This window comes from Agrobacterium larrymoorei (assembly GCF_037722385.1).
GTDB classification, from domain to species: domain Bacteria; phylum Pseudomonadota; class Alphaproteobacteria; order Rhizobiales; family Rhizobiaceae; genus Agrobacterium; species Agrobacterium larrymoorei_C.
Window position 1 is genome coordinate 448,700 of record NZ_JBBKAQ010000020.1, and the last position, 16,700, is coordinate 465,399.

Here is a 16,700-nt window from a genome sequence, read left to right on the forward strand (position 1 = left end):
AGGCCCCTCTTTCTTTTTGACGTGCGAGATGGCGGGACCATCACCCCCCTCTGCCCTGCCGGGCATCTCCCCCTCAAGGTGGGAGATCGGGTGGAGTTAACCGCACGGCCACCTCTCATGTTTGAGTGAAGAGCTCGCCCCTTGCCGATCTCCCCCCTTGAGGGGGAGATGTCCGGCAGGACAGAGGGGGGTATCGCGTCTCACAGTCAAGGACAGACGCAAACCCATCCCCAAACTCAAGCCGCCGTCTCAACTTCCTTCGCAGCATCCGTCGGCACATAATTCAGCACCGGTCCAAGCCAGCGCTCGACATCTTTCACCGCCATACCCTTACGGTGGGCGTAATCCTCGACCTGATCCCGCTCGACCTTGGCAACACCAAAGTAATAGCTTTCCGGATGTCCGATATAGAGACCGGAGACTGAAGACCCCGGCCACATGGCGTAACTTTCAGTCAGCTCCACACCCGTCTGGTTCGTCGCATCCAGTAGCCGGAACAACGTATCCTTCTCCGTATGATCGGGCTGAGCCGGATAGCCGGGCGCCGGGCGAATACCGGCATAGGCTTCTCCAACAAGCTCGTCGCCGCTGAAGTTTTCGTCCGGCGCATAGCCCCAGAACTCCTTTCGCACACGCTCATGCATGCGCTCGGCAAAGGCTTCGGCGAAACGGTCGGCCAATGCCTTGACGAGAATAGATGAGTAGTCGTCATTGGCGCGCTCGAAGCGTTCGGCAATCGCCACTTCCTCGATACCCGCCGTCACTACGAAGCCGCCGACGTAATCGGCGACACCGCTGTCACTCGGCGCGACGAAGTCCGACAGCGCGACATTGGGCCGCCCGTCGCGCTTGGAAAGCTGCTGGCGCAGCGTGTAGAAGGTTTCGAGTTCGGACGTCCGGCTCTCATCGGTGAACAGACGGATGTCGTCGCCAACCGCATTGGCCGGCCAGAAGCCGATGACGGCGCGCGGGCGGAACCACTTCTCCTCGATGATCTTCTTCAGCATGGCCTGCGCATCGGCATAAAGATGGCGCGCTGCCTCGCCCTGCTTCTCGTCCTCGAGAATAGCCGGGAAACGACCCTTCAGCTCCCAGGTCTGGAAGAAGGGCGTCCAGTCTATATAGCGTGAGAGTTCTTCAAGATCGTAGGTCTCGAAGGTCTTGGTGCCGATGAATTGCGGCTTGACCGGCTGGTAGCCCGCCCAATTCACCTTCTGGGCGTTTTCGCGCGCACGCGACAGCGGCAGGCGCTGCTTCTCGCGTTCATTACGCGCATGCGCATCTGCCACCTTGGCATATTCGGCACGGATATTATCGATATAGGCAGGCTTCTGATCTTCAGACAGCAACGCCGAGACCACGCCCACCGCACGCGAAGCGTCCGTTACATAGATCGCCTGCCCCTTCTCATAGCGCGGATGGATCTTCACTGCCGTATGAACACGGCTGGTCGTCGCCCCGCCGATCAGAAGCGGCAGGTCGAGACCCATGCGCTCCATCTCCGAGGCCACATGCACCATTTCATCCAGCGAAGGTGTGATGAGACCTGAAAGACCGATGACATCGACCTTCTCTGCCACGGCGGTCTCAAGGATCTTCGTTGTCGGCACCATGACGCCGAGATCGATGATCTCGTAATTGTTGCAGGCGAGAACGACGCCGACGATGTTCTTGCCGATATCGTGGACATCGCCCTTTACCGTCGCCATCAGCACCTTGCCGGCAGCCTTGCGCTGGTCACCGCCATTCAGGCGCTTTTCCTCTTCCATATAGGGAAGCAGCACGGCAACAGCCTGCTTCATCACGCGGGCGGATTTGACCACTTGCGGCAGGAACATCTTGCCCGAACCAAAAAGATCGCCGACCACATTCATGCCCGCCATCAGCGGACCTTCGATGACGTGCAGCGGACGGGCGGCCTGCTGGCGCGCTTCTTCCGTGTCGGCATCTATATAGTCTGTAATGCCGTTGACCAGCGCATGCTCCAGCCGCTTCTCAACGGGCAGTTCGCGCCAGGACAGATCCTGAACCTTGCCTTCCTTGGCGCCAGCGCCGCGGAAGCGTTCGGCGATCTCCAACAGCCGTTCGGTCGCATCGTCGCGGCGGTTCAGCACCACGTCTTCGCAGGCCTCGCGCAATTCCGCATCGATGCTCTCATAGACCGCCAACTGGCCCGCGTTGACGATGCCCATATCCATGCCGACCTGAATGGCGTGGTAGAGGAACACGGCATGCATCGCCTCGCGCACCGGCTCGTTGCCGCGGAAGGAGAAGGACAGGTTCGAGACGCCGCCGGAAATATGCACCAGCGGCATGGTTTCGCGGATCGTCTTGGTGGCCTGAATGAAGTCCACGCCGTAATTATTATGCTCTTCGATACCTGTCGCGACGGCGAACACATTCGGGTCGAAGATGATATCTTCCGGCAGCAGCCCTGCCTTCTCCGTCAGGAGCTTGTAAGCGCGGGTGCAGATTTCCACCTTGCGCTCATAGGTATCTGCCTGCCCCACTTCGTCGAAGGCCATGACGACGACGGCAGCGCCGTAATTGCGCACCAGACGCGCCTGCTCGAGAAACTTCTCCTCGCCTTCCTTCAGCGAGATGGAGTTGACGATCGACTTGCCCTGAACGCATTTCAGGCCCGCCTCGATGATCTCCCATTTGGAGCTGTCGATCATCACCGGCACGCGGGCGATATCCGGCTCGGCCGCAATCAGGTTGAGGAACTCGACCATGGCCTTCTGGCTGTCGATCAGGCCCTCATCCATGTTGATGTCGATGATCTGTGCGCCGTTCTCCACCTGATCGCGGGCGACAGCGAGTGCCGCGGTATAGTCGCCAGCGGTGATCAGCTTGCGGAACTTGGCAGAGCCGGTCACATTCGTGCGCTCGCCGACATTGACGAAGGGAATATCCTTGGTCAGCACGAAGGGCTCGAGGCCAGACAGCGACATGAAGGACTTGTGTTCCGGCACCTTGCGCGGTTCGAAACCCTTCACGGCGTCTGCAATGGCGCGGATATGCTCCGGCGTCGAGCCGCAGCATCCGCCCACCACATTGACCAGACCTTCACGGGCAAACTCGGCAACCTGTGCCGCCATCATCTCCGGCGTTTCGTCATACTGGCCGAATTCGTTAGGCAGGCCAGCATTCGGATAGGCGCAGATGAAGGTGTCGGCCACATCCGACAATTCCTGCAAATGCGGACGCATGGCGTTGGCACCGAGCGCACAATTGAGGCCGATGGTGAACGGGTTGGCGTGCCGCACAGAGTTCCAGAAGGCCGACGGCGTTTGGCCGGAAAGGGTACGACCGGAAAGGTCGGTGATCGTACCAGAGATCATCACCGGCAGATGAATGCCCTTGGCAGCAAAGCGCTCCTCGCAGGCGAAGATCGCCGCCTTGGCGTTCAGCGTATCGAATATGGTTTCAATGAGGATGACGTCGGCACCGCCATCGATCAGGCCGTCGATCTGCTCGCCATAGGCAAGGCGCAGATCATCGAAGCTGACGGCACGATAGCCGGGATTGTTCACATCCGGCGAGATCGACGCGGTGCGGTTGGTCGGGCCGATAGCGCCTGCGACGAAACGGCGGCGGCCATCCTCGCGCTCGGCACGTTGGGCGGCACGACGCACGATGAAGGCGCCCTCGCGATTGAGATCATAGACCGCGCCTTCCATCTCGTAATCGGCCTGCGCGATGCGCGTCGACGAAAACGTGTTGGTCTCCAGAATATCCGCCCCCGCCATGGCGTAGCGGAAATGGATATCCTCGATTGCATCCGGCTGCGTCAGGATCAGGAGGTCGTTATTGCCCTTCTGGTGACAGGCACACCCAATGAAACGATCACCGCGGAAGTGGTCCTCGTCAAATCCAAGGCCCTGGATCTGCGTGCCCATGGCGCCATCGAGAATGAGGATGCGCTCTTCAGCCGCCTGTTTCAGCGCCTTCAGAATTTCCGCGCCGTCGCGTTTGCCGCCCAGGGGGCCAAACAGATCGTCCAACATCGGCACTCACTCCTCATTCTTTGCAAATCAGCAAGTTATCAAGTCACATAAAGATATCTTTATGTCAACATATCGCGCAGCTTCAGTCGTGCTCATCTGAGAAAGACAGTACGAAATTCTAAGCATGGATGACACCCTTGCGCCTCAAAGATATAGGTATCCTCCACCAGCGCATCAAAGGAGGAACGGATGACGGAGACGGAAAGCACGAAAGCCTATTGGAGCACGCTGCCCTGGCACCGCCAATGGCTGGTAAAGCAGGCGGAAGGCCTCTTCGACTTCTTCCAGTATCGCGCGGTCAATCCCAAAGGCGGCTTCTTCGATCTCGACCGGAAAGGCGCTCCCCTCTCCTCCGACAATCCGGTGCGCGGCATCCACGCGTCTGCCCGCATGGTCCATTGCTTCTCCATCGGCCACCTTCTCGGTCGGCCCGGCTGCGGCGATATCGTCGACCATGGCATGACCTATCTATGGGACAAGCACCGAGACCAGGAGCATGGCGGCTATTTCTGGCAGGTGGATGACAACGGTCCCGCCGACGCCACCAAGCAGGGTTATGGCCACGCCTTCGTGCTTCTCGCCGCCTCTTCCGCCAAGGTCGTCGGTCATCCGTTGGCCGATGCGATGCTGGCCGATGTGACCGAGGTTCTCGAAACCCGATTCTGGGAAGAGAAGCACGGCGCCATCAATGAAGAGTTCCACCGCGACTGGTCGCCGATCGAGAATTATCGCGGCCAGAATTCCAATATGCACCTCACCGAAGCCCTGATGGCTGCCTTCGAGGCCACGGGCGACACGTCCTATCTCATCAAGGCAGAACGCATTGCCGACCTCATCATCCGCCGCGCCGCTGGCGCGCTGGACTTCCGCGTGCCGGAGCATTTCGATGAGAACTGGGTGCTGGACAAGGATTATCGCGGCAACGAAATGTTCCGCCCCTCAGGCTCCACGCCGGGTCATTGGCTGGAATGGTCTCGCCTCATCCTGCAGCTCTGGATCCTGGGTGAGCGCAAGCATGACTGGATGCCGACCGCCGCCAAGTCACTCTTCGTCCAGTCCATGGCGCTCGGCTGGGACCGCGAAAAAGGCGGTTTCTTCTATACGCTCGACTGGGACAACACGCCCGCCAAGACGGAAAAGCTCTGGTGGCCGATGTGCGAAGCCGCCGGTGCGGCCCACTTCCTCAACGAGCATCTGCCCGCCGACGAGTTCTACGAAGACAGCTATCGCCGCATCTGGAGCACGATCGCCAACACCTTCCTCGATCATCAATTCGGTGGCTGGCATGAAGAGCTGACGGAAGACCTCGTTCCGGCCAACACCCTCTTCCCCGGCAAGGGAGACATCTACCACGCCCTTCAAGCCTGCCTCATCCCGCTTTTCCCGGCGGATGGCAGCCTGACGAAGATGATCGCCGAAAAAGGCGCGCGCTTCTGATTGAAGCATGACAAATGGCACGGCGAAGCGCAGAGACTCTAAAGCGCCGTGCGTCCTATTGGACGCACAAAGGACGCTTTAGCTTTTTGAATCTACGCATCGTGCTTTCCGAAAATCGAGTCCGATTCTCGGGCCAATGCTGTATCGCCGCGCCATCAGGAAGCTCACTCGAAATCTGCTGAGTTGACCGTCACACGCCATTCCAGCCGCGCGGGATCGGCTTGCTCATTGCTGCGCAACCGAAATGGCCGGCAGGCAGCATAGCTCTCATGCGGCCCCAACCGCCTTTCGTTTGGCTGATAGGCCTCGAGCGAAATCGGCGCACGGAAGGCGGGCTCAAAACCTTCCAACGTATAGGTCAACCGCTCGACCGCCACATCATTAGTATTCTGAAAGCTCACCCGGATCGGCGCATTCTCATCCCGACAGGTCGGGTCATAGGCCGCCGTGGCAATGATTTTCTCAAGCCTTTCGCCATAGCGGACCCAGTCAAACAAAACCCAGCCTCCGAGGCAGGCCCACACCACGGCAAGTGCCGCCACAACAGGTTTCAGATGTCGCGGGAAAGCGATCAGAAACAACAGCAAGGCGACCGTCAGAACGATGCCGACGATCATGAACGACTCTCCGCGATATACGACATGATGTCAGTCAGTGTTCTTTCTCCCAAGGCCTTCGACAAAACGGATGCTAAGCTCCCCTTATAGCCCTAAACGCGAAGCCGCACAGGCAGACGCAGTAAAGTCGGCGTGACAAGAGCACTCCGAACCGAAAAGACCATTAAGCTCTTGATCGGCAAGGTAAGCCGCAACGTGCCTGATCCGCGACTACTGGCGGATATCCTTTTTCATACATCGTCAGGCGGCCAGAGGCCTTCGCGTCTTTGAAAACATTTAACTTTTTCCCGACTGTCATCAGCAAGCCTGACCCTTTCGTTACATTCGTTGCTCCTGCGGCACCCTTTTCTCACATTCAATAAAACCAATTGCTCAATATCTATTGAGTGCGGTCATGAAACCCAACACGCCCCGAACCCTCATGCGTATTGATGGCAATCTGGCGGTGAAGTGGGAAATTCGCGTCTGCCATTCTCGAACGAGGAAAAAAACCAAATGGAAGTCTCAAGAAAACCTTGGGCAATCCTCCAAGAATCATGTGAGGTGAAGGAATTCGACTTCACGTTGTGACTGAAGATGAGCAAAGTTCGATCAATTGAATTCAAGGACTACAAGTCGTTTTCTCGTTTCACCTTGTCAGCCAGGGAGCGAAACGTCCTAGTCGGGCCGAACAACGCTGGGAAGTCAACGGCGTTGGATGCGTTCAGGATCGCATTCGATGCGTTAAGAGTGGCCAGCCGCAGAAATGCTATCCTCAAGTCACACGATCCGTATGGTGTCTGTTCCACCTGGATGGTTCCTGTTTCGACGGTCCAGAACGACCTCAGGGCTTGTATCCACAATTTCGGAGATGGGCCGGCTCAAATATCGATCAAGCTCAATAATGGAAACTCGTTCATTATCTCGATACCGAAAGACGGCGATCTGGAATGTATTCTGGTGACTGATATCGCCGGACGCAAAAATGCAGGTTTCTTGCGCGAACGATTTCCATTGAACTTGGTCATCGTTCCGACCCTCAGCCCACTCGAGCAAAACGAGGAGCTTGTTCTTAAAGAGACGGTAGACCGAAACAGATATGGTCGGCTTGCGAGCCGCAACTTTCGCAATTTTTGGCTCCACAAAAGCAAAGATGAATTCGATACATTTGCTGAATTGGTGGAACTGGGTTGGCCTGGTATCAAGTTGAGTTTTCCCGAAGTTGAACACGGGGGACCTCGTCCAATCGTCCGAATGTACTTCCGAGACGGTGGCAATGTCAGGGAGGTCCAATGGGCCGGATTCGGTTTTCAGGTTTGGATGCAGACTATGATGCACCTGAGCAGCGCCGATAAAAACTCAACACTGATACTGGACGAGCCCGACATCTACCTGCATCCCGATCTGCAGCATCGCCTTTTGGATGTGATCGGGCAGCGCGTTGGTCAGTATTTCATCGCCACCCATTCCACGGAAATCATCAACACAGTCGAACCTGGCGATGTTCTGATCGTTCGCCCGGATTCTCGCGGTGCAAGAAGAATTCAAGGCGAGTCAGGATACTCTGATGTCTATGCCGCTATCGGCAGTTCGGAAAACGCACAATTCGCACGGTTGGCGAAGACTAAGAAGGTTCTCTACTTCGAGGGAAAGGACGCCCGGATACTCTCCAGGGTCGCCAAAAAGCATGGCGGCATGGATTTTATTTCTAGCGGAAGCGTTACGCTGATGAAAACGGATGGTTTTGCAAACTGGTCGCGTGTATCCACCTCGTCATGGGTCTTTGAGAACTTCTTCGGCTTCCATATCCCGGTGGCGGCGATATTCGACCGAGACTATAGATGCGACGATGAAGTCGAGGAGTTTCTTCGAGAGGTAAACACAAAAGAAACAAGGTGCGAGGTCCTACCATTCAAAGAAATCGAGAATCTTCTGCTTGTGCCGAACGCAGTGATCGCCACTGTAAAACGGTACTCTACCCGTGCGCTGCTCGTTGGATGGGAACAGGATATTTTGGATATTTTTGATTCATGCTTTGAGAGGATGAAATCAAAGACCCTGTCCGCTCGAATTGGCAGCCGAATAAGTTATGAGGTAGGTAAAGGCTCAAAGAAAGACATCGCAACGATTTCCGCAGCAGAAGAGGAAGCCTTTACGAACTCCTGGTGCACCAGCGATTTCAGGCGAAAGGTAGTACCCGGCAAAGCCGTATTCTCGGAAATTGCGGGCAGAGTCCAAGAAAAATTCTCGGTAACTCTAACCCCAGTTAGAATCATCGACGAGCTTCTGGCCGAAGATGTTGACCCCGTGATGTTCAAAATTCTTCACAGAATTCAGGACCACCTTGGCGAATAGCCAAAGCTGATTGAAAAACCACCGCAGGCTACTCTTGGAAGCGCTGGAATGCTGTCCTGATAAAGTATTCTGGCGATACGCCGTTAGATAAAAAATGGTGGGCCCGGAGGGACTCGAACCCCCAACCAAGCGGTTATGAGCCGCCGGCTCTAACCATTGAGCTACAGGCCCTTCGATGCAAAACGCGTCGATGCGCAGGGCTGCAATGGTCCAGCCGGTGCGTGGGTCTCGCTCTAACGCAATTTTTCCGGTGCGACAAGCCGTTGAAAATCGGCGGACACAATCTATGCCGTAATAGTCTCATAATCTAAAGCCATAGGATGTAGAGGGACATCAACAGAGGACTTTTTCATGGTATCCAGACTGGCTCGTTCGATCGCTATTGGCTCCGTCACGCTTGCCGCGCTCGCGCCATTCGCAGCCCTTGCGCAAGACGCCAAGCCGCGCGAAGCGACGATTACGGTTTCCGGCGAAGGCAACGCCTCTACCGCTCCCGATATGGCCGTTCTTTCGTTCAGTGTCTTGAAGCAGGCGCAGACGGCCGCCGAGGCCTTGAGCGAAAACAACAAGGCGATGACCGAAGTTCAGGCGGCGTTGAAGAAGGCCGGTATTGCCGATCGCGATCTGCAGACCTCGAATTTTTCGGTGCAGCCCGTCTACAAGCAGTTCGAGCCGAAGGATGGCGTTTACATCCCGCCGGAAATTACCGGATATCAGGTGACCAATGGGCTGACGGTGCGCGTCCGCGACCTGACCAAGCTTGGCGGGATTCTCGATACGTCGGTGAAGCTCGGGATCAATCAGGGCGGCGATATCACCTTTACCAATGACAATCCGGAAGCGGTCTTCACCGATGCGCGCAAGAAGGCTGTTGAGCACGCCGTTGCGAAAGCAAAGACGCTGGCGGAAGCGGCCGGTGTGAAGGTCGGGCGCGTTCTGGAGATCAGCGAGAACAGCCCTCGCCCCTTGCCAGTCCCCGCACCGATGATGCGCGCCACCATGCAAAAGGAAGATAGCGTGCCGATTGCCGCAGGCGAAAACACCTATGTCGTCAACGTCAACGTGACATTCGCGATCGAACAGTAACCCAGAAAGGGCGCGTCTCATAAACGCACCCTCGCTGTGAAAAACATAGCCTGTTCGCCGACACAAAAATGCCCCCGCCATTCTCATGACGGGGGCGTTGTTCTGATAGGATCATCGATCAGGAATTAGCGGCGGATGACCGGGCATCCACGAACATTGGCGAACACGACGCGGTCACGACCGTAGCGATCGAAGCCGGCAACAACGACGCGGCGCGGCGAAACATCGACGACGCGAGCCCGACGGATGCCCATGCGGCTTGCCTTTTCTTCCGCAAGCCAGGGCGAGCAGCGATCACGACCACGATCCGGACGACCCCAGCCTGGGCCGCCATGGCCACCGTGACGGTAGCCATCCTGAACATAGATGCCGTACCGGAAACCATCGGCAGAGGCGCTGGTGGCTGTGGCAGAAACACCGCCGAGTGCGATAAGGGCTGCCAAACCTGCTTTTACAAAGTTGCCAATCATAGGTCTTGCTCCGTTTCTAAAAACCGTGGCCTTGGCATTCGTGCCGGGCCGATTGAGCAGAAGCTAATCAAGTTCTGCTGAACATTATCAGAACCGGTCATTCACCCGTCGTTCAGGCAAGAAACGCGTCTACGCAGAAAGATGCAGCACTACCTCGCGCCGGTGCGGTCGATCCCGATGCTCGAAGAGATAGATGCCCTGCCACGTGCCGAGCATCATCCGCCCGGAATAAACGGGAATGCCGATCGAGACCTGCGTCAGCGCCGCCTTGATATGCGCGGGCATATCATCCGGTCCTTCCATAGTATGGACGACCCAACGCATCGACGGATCACTAGAGGGCGGCACAAGGCGGGAGAAGAATGTCTTCAGATCACGCTGCACATCCGGGTCGGCATTCTCCTGAATGATGAGAGAGCAGGAGGTGTGCCGCACGAAGACCGTCAAAAGTCCCTCCTCCGCCCCGGCATTCCTGACAAACGCGGCAGCCTCATCCGTGAATTCGTAAAGACCTTGTCCCCTTGTACTCAGTTCGATGATTTTTTGAGGCATCATTATTATTTCCTACTGCTGGAACCAAAGTAAAAGCTGGCCGTTATTGGTCACTATGGGCAAGGTCTGTGCGTACTGGACGCACGCCCCACGAACGAGACGATCTATGAATTGCCTTGCAAGCGCAGAAGAACTTGGAATATGCACTCTTCATGAAATGCAAGACAACGGCTCTGGGACCTTTGCACCCTCTTCTCAAGGAAGAGATATAACAAGGGATTTCCACCGGCCCAACTCTTCCCTTCAAAGAGCGGCCCACCTGCAGTCCAGCATAACACTGCGCTTGGAACACTGACCCATGATGCCTTTAGACCAGAAGGTCGATCTCACGAACTGCGACAGAGAACCGATCCACATTCCAGGCAGCATCCAGCCGCATGGCTGTTTGATCGTGTGCGATAACGCCATGCGCACCATTCTTCGTTATTCAGAGAACTGCGAGACCTTCCTTGGCATTGCGGGCGACATGACCGGCCGCCAGACCGAAGAGATCTTTGGCAATACCGCCGTGCATGATCTGCGCAACGCCTTGACCGTGACGGCAAACAGCAACCGCGCCGCCCTTCTGCCCAATGTCCGCATGGGCAACGGGCGAGCCTATGATGTTGCGATCCATCGCTATAAGTCGGTCACGATCATCGAGTTGGAGACGGCGACCGATGAGGCGCAGCCTCTTCACACCGCTCAGTTGATGATTGATCGCATTCGCGAAGCCGACAATGTCGATAGTCTAATTTCCCGTACATCGCGTCTGATCAAGGCAATGCTCGGCTATGACCGGGTGATGATCTATCGCTTCGAGCAAGATGGCGCGGGCAAGGTCATATCGGAAGCAAAACAGCCAGCGCTCGAGAGCTTCCTTGGTCAGTACTTTCCTGCAAGCGACATTCCGCAGCAGGCGCGCGCGCTTTACCTCAAGAACACGTTGCGCATCATCTCAAGCACCGAGGGTGAAACGGTCCCCGTCATCCCGCGCATCGACGCATCCGGAGAGCATCTGGATCTCTCTTACGCCCATCTGCGCAGCGTCTCGCCCATCCACCTAGAATACCTCCGCAATATGGGTGTGTCGGCCTCCATGTCGATTTCCATCATTGTCGAGGGAGAGCTGTGGGGGCTGATTGCCTGTCACCATTATTCTCCGCGAATCCTGCCCATGCCCGTGCGCATTGCGGCGGAAATGTTCGGTGAGTTCTTTTCCCTCCACCTGCAGGCGCTCAAGCAGCAGAAAAAGCTGATGACAGCGCAGGACGCGCACGCAGCACTCGATCGATTCCTGCGTCTTGCCACCCACCAGACGAATATCGAAGAGCTTCTGGCGGACAACTTGCACGACTTCAAGACACTGATGCCCTGCGATGGCGTCGGTCTGTTGATGAACGACAATTGGTATAGCGTCGGCAGCACCCCGCCGGATACCGCCATTCCGCACATCGGCAGGCTTCTGCATTCCGTGTCAGAGGGCAAGGTATGGGCGACCCATGCGCTCTTCAACCACTTGCCCGAGGCTGAGGAGTATAGCGGCCTGACGGCCGGCCTGATGGCGGTCTCGCTCTCGCAGGTGAAAAACGACTATCTCCTGTTCTTCCGAAAGGAGTTGATCCAGACGCTGAACTGGGGTGGTAATCCGGAAAAATCCTATCAGACGGGCCCGATGGGCGACCGTCTGACACCACGCAAGAGCTTCGCCATCTGGAAGGAAACCGTTCACAAACAGGCCCAGCCCTGGACGGACGAAGACCGGCAGATTGCAGAAGCGGCGCGCGTTGCGCTGGTGGAAGTGGCATTCCGCCATAGCGAGTTGATGGCGGACGAAAGAGCGCAGGCAGAAGTGCGCCAGCGCATGTTGAACGAAGAGCTGAACCACCGCGTCAAGAACGTGCTGGCCATCATCAAATCCCTGGTGGGCAACCCCACCCAGGAAGGCCGCACCCTGCAGGAATATGTGACGGCACTCAAGGGACGCATCCAGGCGCTCTCCTTCGCCCATGATCAAGTCGTGCGCGGTGAAGGTGGTGGCATGTTGAAGGATCTGCTGGAGGCAGAGCTTTCACCTCATCGCTCGCCGGAAACTGTGATTACGCTCGATGGACCGGCCGTGGTGCTGGATTCGCGCGCCTTTTCAGTCATGGCACTCGTCCTGCATGAACTGGCCACCAACGCCGCCAAATATGGGGCCCTTGCCCATGCCGGCGGGGAGTTATCTGTTTCTTGGCGCCTCAACGAGCGGCGTGACGTCGTGCTAGACTGGCAGGAAAAAGCCCGCACCAGAATAACGCCGCCGGCGAAAACCGGCTTCGGAACGGCACTCATCAGCCGCAGCGTTCCCTACGACCTCGGCGGCAAAAGCCGCATCGATTATCTACCCCATGGCTTGGAAGCACAAATTCTCATCCCCGCGCGCCACGCCTCGGTCAGCGTCGTGGAAACGACCAACGACACGCAGATCGGCGGAAAAGTCGATTTCGCATCCTATTCCCCGGAGGAAAAGTTGAACGTATTTCTCGTTGAAGATCAGATGCTGATCGCCATGGACGTGGAGTACATGCTGGAACAGCATGGCATTACCGACATCGAAACCGCGACATCTTCCGCAATGGCGCTGGAAAAGCTGAAGACGGCCAAGCCGGACATAGCCATTCTCGACATCAATCTCGGCAGCGATACCTCAATCCCGGTGGCCTACGAGTTGCTGAGACGCGAAATCCCCTTCATGTTCGCCACGGGCTACGCCGACGGCATCATGGTACCGGGCGAACTGGCGCACGTGCCGATCATTCGCAAGCCCTATGACGAGGATTCTTTGCTGTCGTCCATCGGCAAGCTTGTTGGCAAGAAAGTCAACGCCTGATCTCGAACGACAAAGTGTGATCGGATCGCCTGCCTTAGAGGGCAGGGAGTCCTCGCTGCTTCGCCTCTGAAGCAGACAGCTTGCTCCCGATGTGGTAGCTGAAGCTCGTGACTGCATAATTTTCGATATCCGCCTCGCAACGGAAATCGAAGGCGTACCATTCGGTTCCGACATTAAAGGCCCCTCCGCGTACGTCCAGAACATTCTCGGTAATCCCATCACCCTTTCCGGTGGAAGACATAATTCCTCCTGCTCCCCTTTGACCGACGCGAGCAGCCAAGATCTGGGCCAAGGCTTCAGCGGTGCACAACTTAGCAAGTCTTTTCTTCGGTGGGAGTTCAGCGAGAAATTGTCTGGACATAGGGTCAGCTCGAGAGCGGGACAGTATCTTTTGCGCTGGCTTCAGCTTGGGGTCGCCAGAACCGGAGGCTTTCTTCTGCGTCTCGCTTTTCGTCTCATCCGCGTTAGGCTTGGGAGCCGGAACGACAGCGGCAACTTGATCGCTCTGCTTCTCAGCCGCCGCAATTTCGCCCGTGGCAGCCTGAGGAACACCTTCTATCGCTGCCTTCAACGGTTCGTCTTTGGCATCGTCCTGGTTGGCTGTCGGCTGATCTGTTCTCGTGTCCGCTTCTGATTGCTTGGATAGACCCGGCTCCGGCTTCGCCTCCCCGCCTGTGTCCTCCTGCCGTCTCGGCTGGTCCTTCTCATCGACTTGCGTCTCCTCAGGGCGAAGCGCAACTGGTGGCAGCATCGCCGGCGACGGCGCCGAAGGCGGTCTAGGCTGATGAGGTGTTCGAGCTGGTGGAGGTGCCGGCGGCTCCGGCTTCTTCGCTTCCTCCGCTTTCTTTTCTTCTGTCGGTGGCTTTTCCTTGGGCGGCGCCACGAGCTCCACGCTCACACTGTCAGGCTCGGCAGGCTTGAGCGGTGCTTCAGGCCATTGAAAATAAAAGACGCCGATCACCACGACATGCAACAACACGGAGATGGGAACGGTCCAACTCCTGTACCGCGTCGTCTGTCTCAATGGCGTTTCCATGGGCATTGAAATCTTGGCCGAATGGGGATCGGTCCCGTTGAAAGCAAAAAACCCGGCCATCATCTGACCGGGTTTTAAATCGTGTGCGACTGCCGATCAGCTGTCGAGGAACGAGCGCAGCTTGCGCGAGCGGCTTGGATGCTTCAGCTTGCGCAGCGCCTTCGCCTCGATCTGGCGGATACGCTCACGCGTAACCGAGAACTGCTGGCCAACTTCTTCCAGCGTGTGGTCGGTGTTCATGCCGATACCGAAGCGCATGCGCAGAACGCGCTCTTCGCGTGGCGTCAGAGATGCCAGAACGCGGGTCGTCGTTTCGCGCAGGTTCGCCTGAATGGCCGCGTCGATCGGCAGAAGCGCGTTCTTGTCCTCGATGAAGTCGCCGAGATGCGAATCCTCTTCGTCACCAACTGGTGTTTCGAGAGAGATCGGCTCCTTGGCGATCTTCAGGACCTTGCGGACCTTTTCGAGCGGCATGGCCAGCTTTTCAGCCAGCTCTTCTGGCGTCGGTTCACGACCGATTTCATGCAGCATCTGGCGCGACGTACGAACGATCTTGTTGATCGTTTCGATCATGTGCACCGGAATACGGATCGTACGTGCCTGGTCGGCGATCGAGCGAGTGATCGCCTGACGAATCCACCATGTCGCATAGGTCGAGAACTTGTAGCCGCGACGGTATTCGAACTTGTCGACCGCCTTCATCAGGCCGATATTGCCTTCCTGAATAAGATCGAGGAACTGCAGACCACGATTGGTGTACTTCTTGGCAATCGAGATCACCAGACGAAGGTTGGCTTCCACCATTTCCTTCTTGGCGATACGTGCCTCGCGCTCACCCTTCTGCACCATCGAAACGATGCGGCGGAATTCGGCAATCGAAATACCCGTTTCCTGCGCCAGGTTCTGAATTTCCTGGCGGATGTCGCGGATCGTGTTGTTCTCTTCGCGAGCGAATTCCTTCCAGCCCTTGGCTGCAAGGTTGGCGATCGACTTCATCCAGTTCGGATCGAGCTCAGCACCATGGTACTGCTCAAGGAAGCTGTCGCGCTTCACGCCGTAGGATTCGGCAAGACGCAACAGACGGCCTTCGTTCTGCATCAAACGCTTGGAAATGTCGTAGAGCTGCTCGACAAGGCTGTCGATACGGTTCTGGTTCAGCGAAAGCGACTTAACCGCCGTGATCAGCTGATCCTTCAATTCCTTGTAGCGACGTTCCTGGCCGGTAGAAAGCGTGCCCGTGCAGGCAAGACGCGCCTCGACCTGCTGATCCTGAAGCTTGCGCAGCTTCTTGTAGGTATCGGCAATCGTATCCAGCGTTTCCATGACCTGCGGACGCAGTTCCGCTTCCATGGCGGCAAGAGACAGGTTCGACTCGTCGTCGTCCTCTTCTTCCTCTTCCGGCGGCAGACCTTCACCGCCGACATTGGTCACGTCGTCGTCGCCACCAGGGTTACGGGCGCGGCGGGTCTTTTCCTTTTCTTCAGCAGCCTTGCGGTCAGCCTCGATCTTTTCCGGGCTCTGGAACTGCGGAGCAGCCTTGGCTTCGGGACCGGAATAGGTGGTTTCGAGATCGATGATCTCGCGCAGCAGCGTCGTGCCTTCGTTGAGTTCGTCGCGCCAGATGATCAGCGCCTGGAACGTCAACGGGCTCTCGCACAGACCGGAGATCATCGTCTCGCGGCCGGCCTCGATGCGCTTGGCAATGGCGATCTCGCCTTCGCGCGACAGGAGCTCCACCGAGCCCATTTCGCGCAAGTACATCCGCACCGGGTCATCGGTACGGTCGGTCGGCTCTTTCTTCTTGGCGGTCGCAAGTGCTGTACCGCTGGAAGGCGCAAGTTCGCCGCCTTCGGACTCTTCCGCGTCGGAATCGTCGCTGTCAGCCTCAGGGGAAGCCTCTTCGGCGTCTTCGTCCTCGACGACGTTGATGCCCATTTCGCTGAGCATCGCCATGATGTCTTCGATGCGATCGGGATCGACCTGATCGGACGGCAGAACTTCGTTGAGTTCATCCATAGTGACGTAGCCGCGCTTCTTCGCGGCCTTGATCATTTTCTTGACCGCGTCATCCGAAAGATCGAGAAGCGGCCCATCCGTCGCGCCATCGCGTTCGTTTTCAGCTTCTTCGTTTTCTTTGACTTTGGTTGCCATCTATCTCGTCGCTTTCCCTGACGCTAACATCCGTCTCGGGCCAACGCCGTCCACCTCACAAAGGTTTCCGGCGACAGCCCCGAATCACGTCAAACACCTACGGAATGATCTTTAACTGCCGATTAAACGCAGCACTTACCGGAGGAACCTTAAGAC

Annotated in this window: 10 protein-coding genes and 1 tRNA gene; 4 read left to right on the forward strand and 7 right to left on the reverse strand. The window is 57.1% G+C overall.

What is annotated here, in order from left to right; all coding sequences use genetic code 11:
* Positions 1–236: 236 nt before the first annotated feature.
* Positions 237–4,010, reverse strand: a complete 3,774-nt coding sequence (gene metH, locus WKI41_RS21110; protein WP_340195387.1) for a methionine synthase — start codon at positions 4,008–4,010, stop codon at positions 237–239.
* Between the two features lie 189 nt (positions 4,011–4,199).
* Here metH and WKI41_RS21115 point away from each other — a divergent pair, with 189 nt between their 5' ends.
* Complete coding sequence (locus WKI41_RS21115; RefSeq protein ID WP_113271487.1) at positions 4,200–5,447, forward strand: AGE family epimerase/isomerase; 1,248 nt, start codon at positions 4,200–4,202, stop codon at positions 5,445–5,447.
* Between the two features lie 164 nt (positions 5,448–5,611).
* On the opposite strand, the gene WKI41_RS21120 is transcribed toward WKI41_RS21115, so the two are convergent.
* Complete coding sequence (locus WKI41_RS21120) at positions 5,612–6,064, reverse strand: hypothetical protein (RefSeq protein WP_340195388.1); 453 nt, start codon at positions 6,062–6,064, stop codon at positions 5,612–5,614.
* Positions 6,065–6,640: 576 nt separating this feature from the next.
* On the opposite strand from WKI41_RS21120, the gene WKI41_RS21125 reads away from it, so the two are divergent.
* Positions 6,641–8,398 carry an ATP-dependent nuclease gene (locus tag WKI41_RS21125; protein WP_340195389.1) on the forward strand — a complete coding sequence of 586 codons (1,758 nt, stop codon included), beginning with the start codon at positions 6,641–6,643 and terminating at the stop codon, positions 8,396–8,398.
* Between the two features lie 95 nt (positions 8,399–8,493).
* Here WKI41_RS21125 and WKI41_RS21130 read toward each other — a convergent pair.
* Positions 8,494–8,569 (reverse strand) — tRNA-Ile (locus WKI41_RS21130).
* Between the two features lie 180 nt (positions 8,570–8,749).
* On the opposite strand from WKI41_RS21130, the gene WKI41_RS21135 reads away from it, so the two are divergent.
* Positions 8,750–9,484 (forward strand): SIMPL domain-containing protein, encoded by a 735-nt coding sequence (locus tag WKI41_RS21135; protein WP_340195390.1) that lies wholly within the window; start codon positions 8,750–8,752, stop codon positions 9,482–9,484.
* Between the two features lie 125 nt (positions 9,485–9,609).
* On the opposite strand, the gene WKI41_RS21140 is transcribed toward WKI41_RS21135, so the two are convergent.
* Both WKI41_RS21140 and WKI41_RS21145 read right to left on the reverse strand, forming a co-directional pair.
* Entirely contained in the window at positions 9,610–9,954 is a 345-nt protein-coding gene (locus WKI41_RS21140) for a hypothetical protein (RefSeq protein WP_340195391.1), read from the reverse strand.
* A gap of 129 nt (positions 9,955–10,083) precedes the next feature.
* Positions 10,084–10,506: a secondary thiamine-phosphate synthase enzyme YjbQ gene (locus WKI41_RS21145; protein ID WP_340195506.1), complete on the reverse strand. Its 423-nt coding sequence runs from the start codon at positions 10,504–10,506 to the stop codon at positions 10,084–10,086.
* 298 nt (positions 10,507–10,804) lie between these two features.
* Here WKI41_RS21145 and WKI41_RS21150 point away from each other — a divergent pair, with 298 nt between their 5' ends.
* On the forward strand, positions 10,805–13,357 hold the full coding sequence (locus WKI41_RS21150) for an HWE histidine kinase domain-containing protein (protein WP_340195392.1): 2,553 nt from the start codon (positions 10,805–10,807) through the stop codon (positions 13,355–13,357).
* Positions 13,358–13,391: 34 nt separating this feature from the next.
* On the opposite strand, the gene WKI41_RS21155 is transcribed toward WKI41_RS21150, so the two are convergent.
* Both WKI41_RS21155 and rpoD read right to left on the reverse strand, forming a co-directional pair.
* Positions 13,392–14,381 (reverse strand): DUF930 domain-containing protein, encoded by a 990-nt coding sequence (locus WKI41_RS21155; protein ID WP_340195393.1) that lies wholly within the window; start codon positions 14,379–14,381, stop codon positions 13,392–13,394.
* Positions 14,382–14,489: 108 nt separating this feature from the next.
* Positions 14,490–16,544: an RNA polymerase sigma factor RpoD gene (gene rpoD / locus WKI41_RS21160; RefSeq protein ID WP_340195394.1), complete on the reverse strand. Its 2,055-nt coding sequence runs from the start codon at positions 16,542–16,544 to the stop codon at positions 14,490–14,492.
* Between the last annotated feature and the right edge of the window lie 156 nt (positions 16,545–16,700).

Coding starts and splice junctions, on each gene's coding strand:
- WKI41_RS21115 (WP_113271487.1), top strand. CDS start 4,200: ATGACGGAGACGGAAAGCACGAAAGCCTATTGGAGCACGCTGCCCTGG.
- rpoD (WP_340195394.1), bottom strand. CDS start 16,544: ATGGCAACCAAAGTCAAAGAAAACGAAGAAGCTGAAAACGAACGCGAT.
- WKI41_RS21145 (WP_340195506.1), bottom strand. CDS start 10,506: ATGCCTCAAAAAATCATCGAACTGAGTACAAGGGGACAAGGTCTTTAC.
- WKI41_RS21140 (WP_340195391.1), bottom strand. CDS start 9,954: ATGATTGGCAACTTTGTAAAAGCAGGTTTGGCAGCCCTTATCGCACTC.
- metH (WP_340195387.1), bottom strand. CDS start 4,010: ATGTTGGACGATCTGTTTGGCCCCCTGGGCGGCAAACGCGACGGCGCG.
- WKI41_RS21150 (WP_340195392.1), top strand. CDS start 10,805: ATGATGCCTTTAGACCAGAAGGTCGATCTCACGAACTGCGACAGAGAA.
- WKI41_RS21120 (WP_340195388.1), bottom strand. CDS start 6,064: ATGATCGTCGGCATCGTTCTGACGGTCGCCTTGCTGTTGTTTCTGATC.
- WKI41_RS21125 (WP_340195389.1), top strand. CDS start 6,641: ATGAGCAAAGTTCGATCAATTGAATTCAAGGACTACAAGTCGTTTTCT.
- WKI41_RS21135 (WP_340195390.1), top strand. CDS start 8,750: ATGGTATCCAGACTGGCTCGTTCGATCGCTATTGGCTCCGTCACGCTT.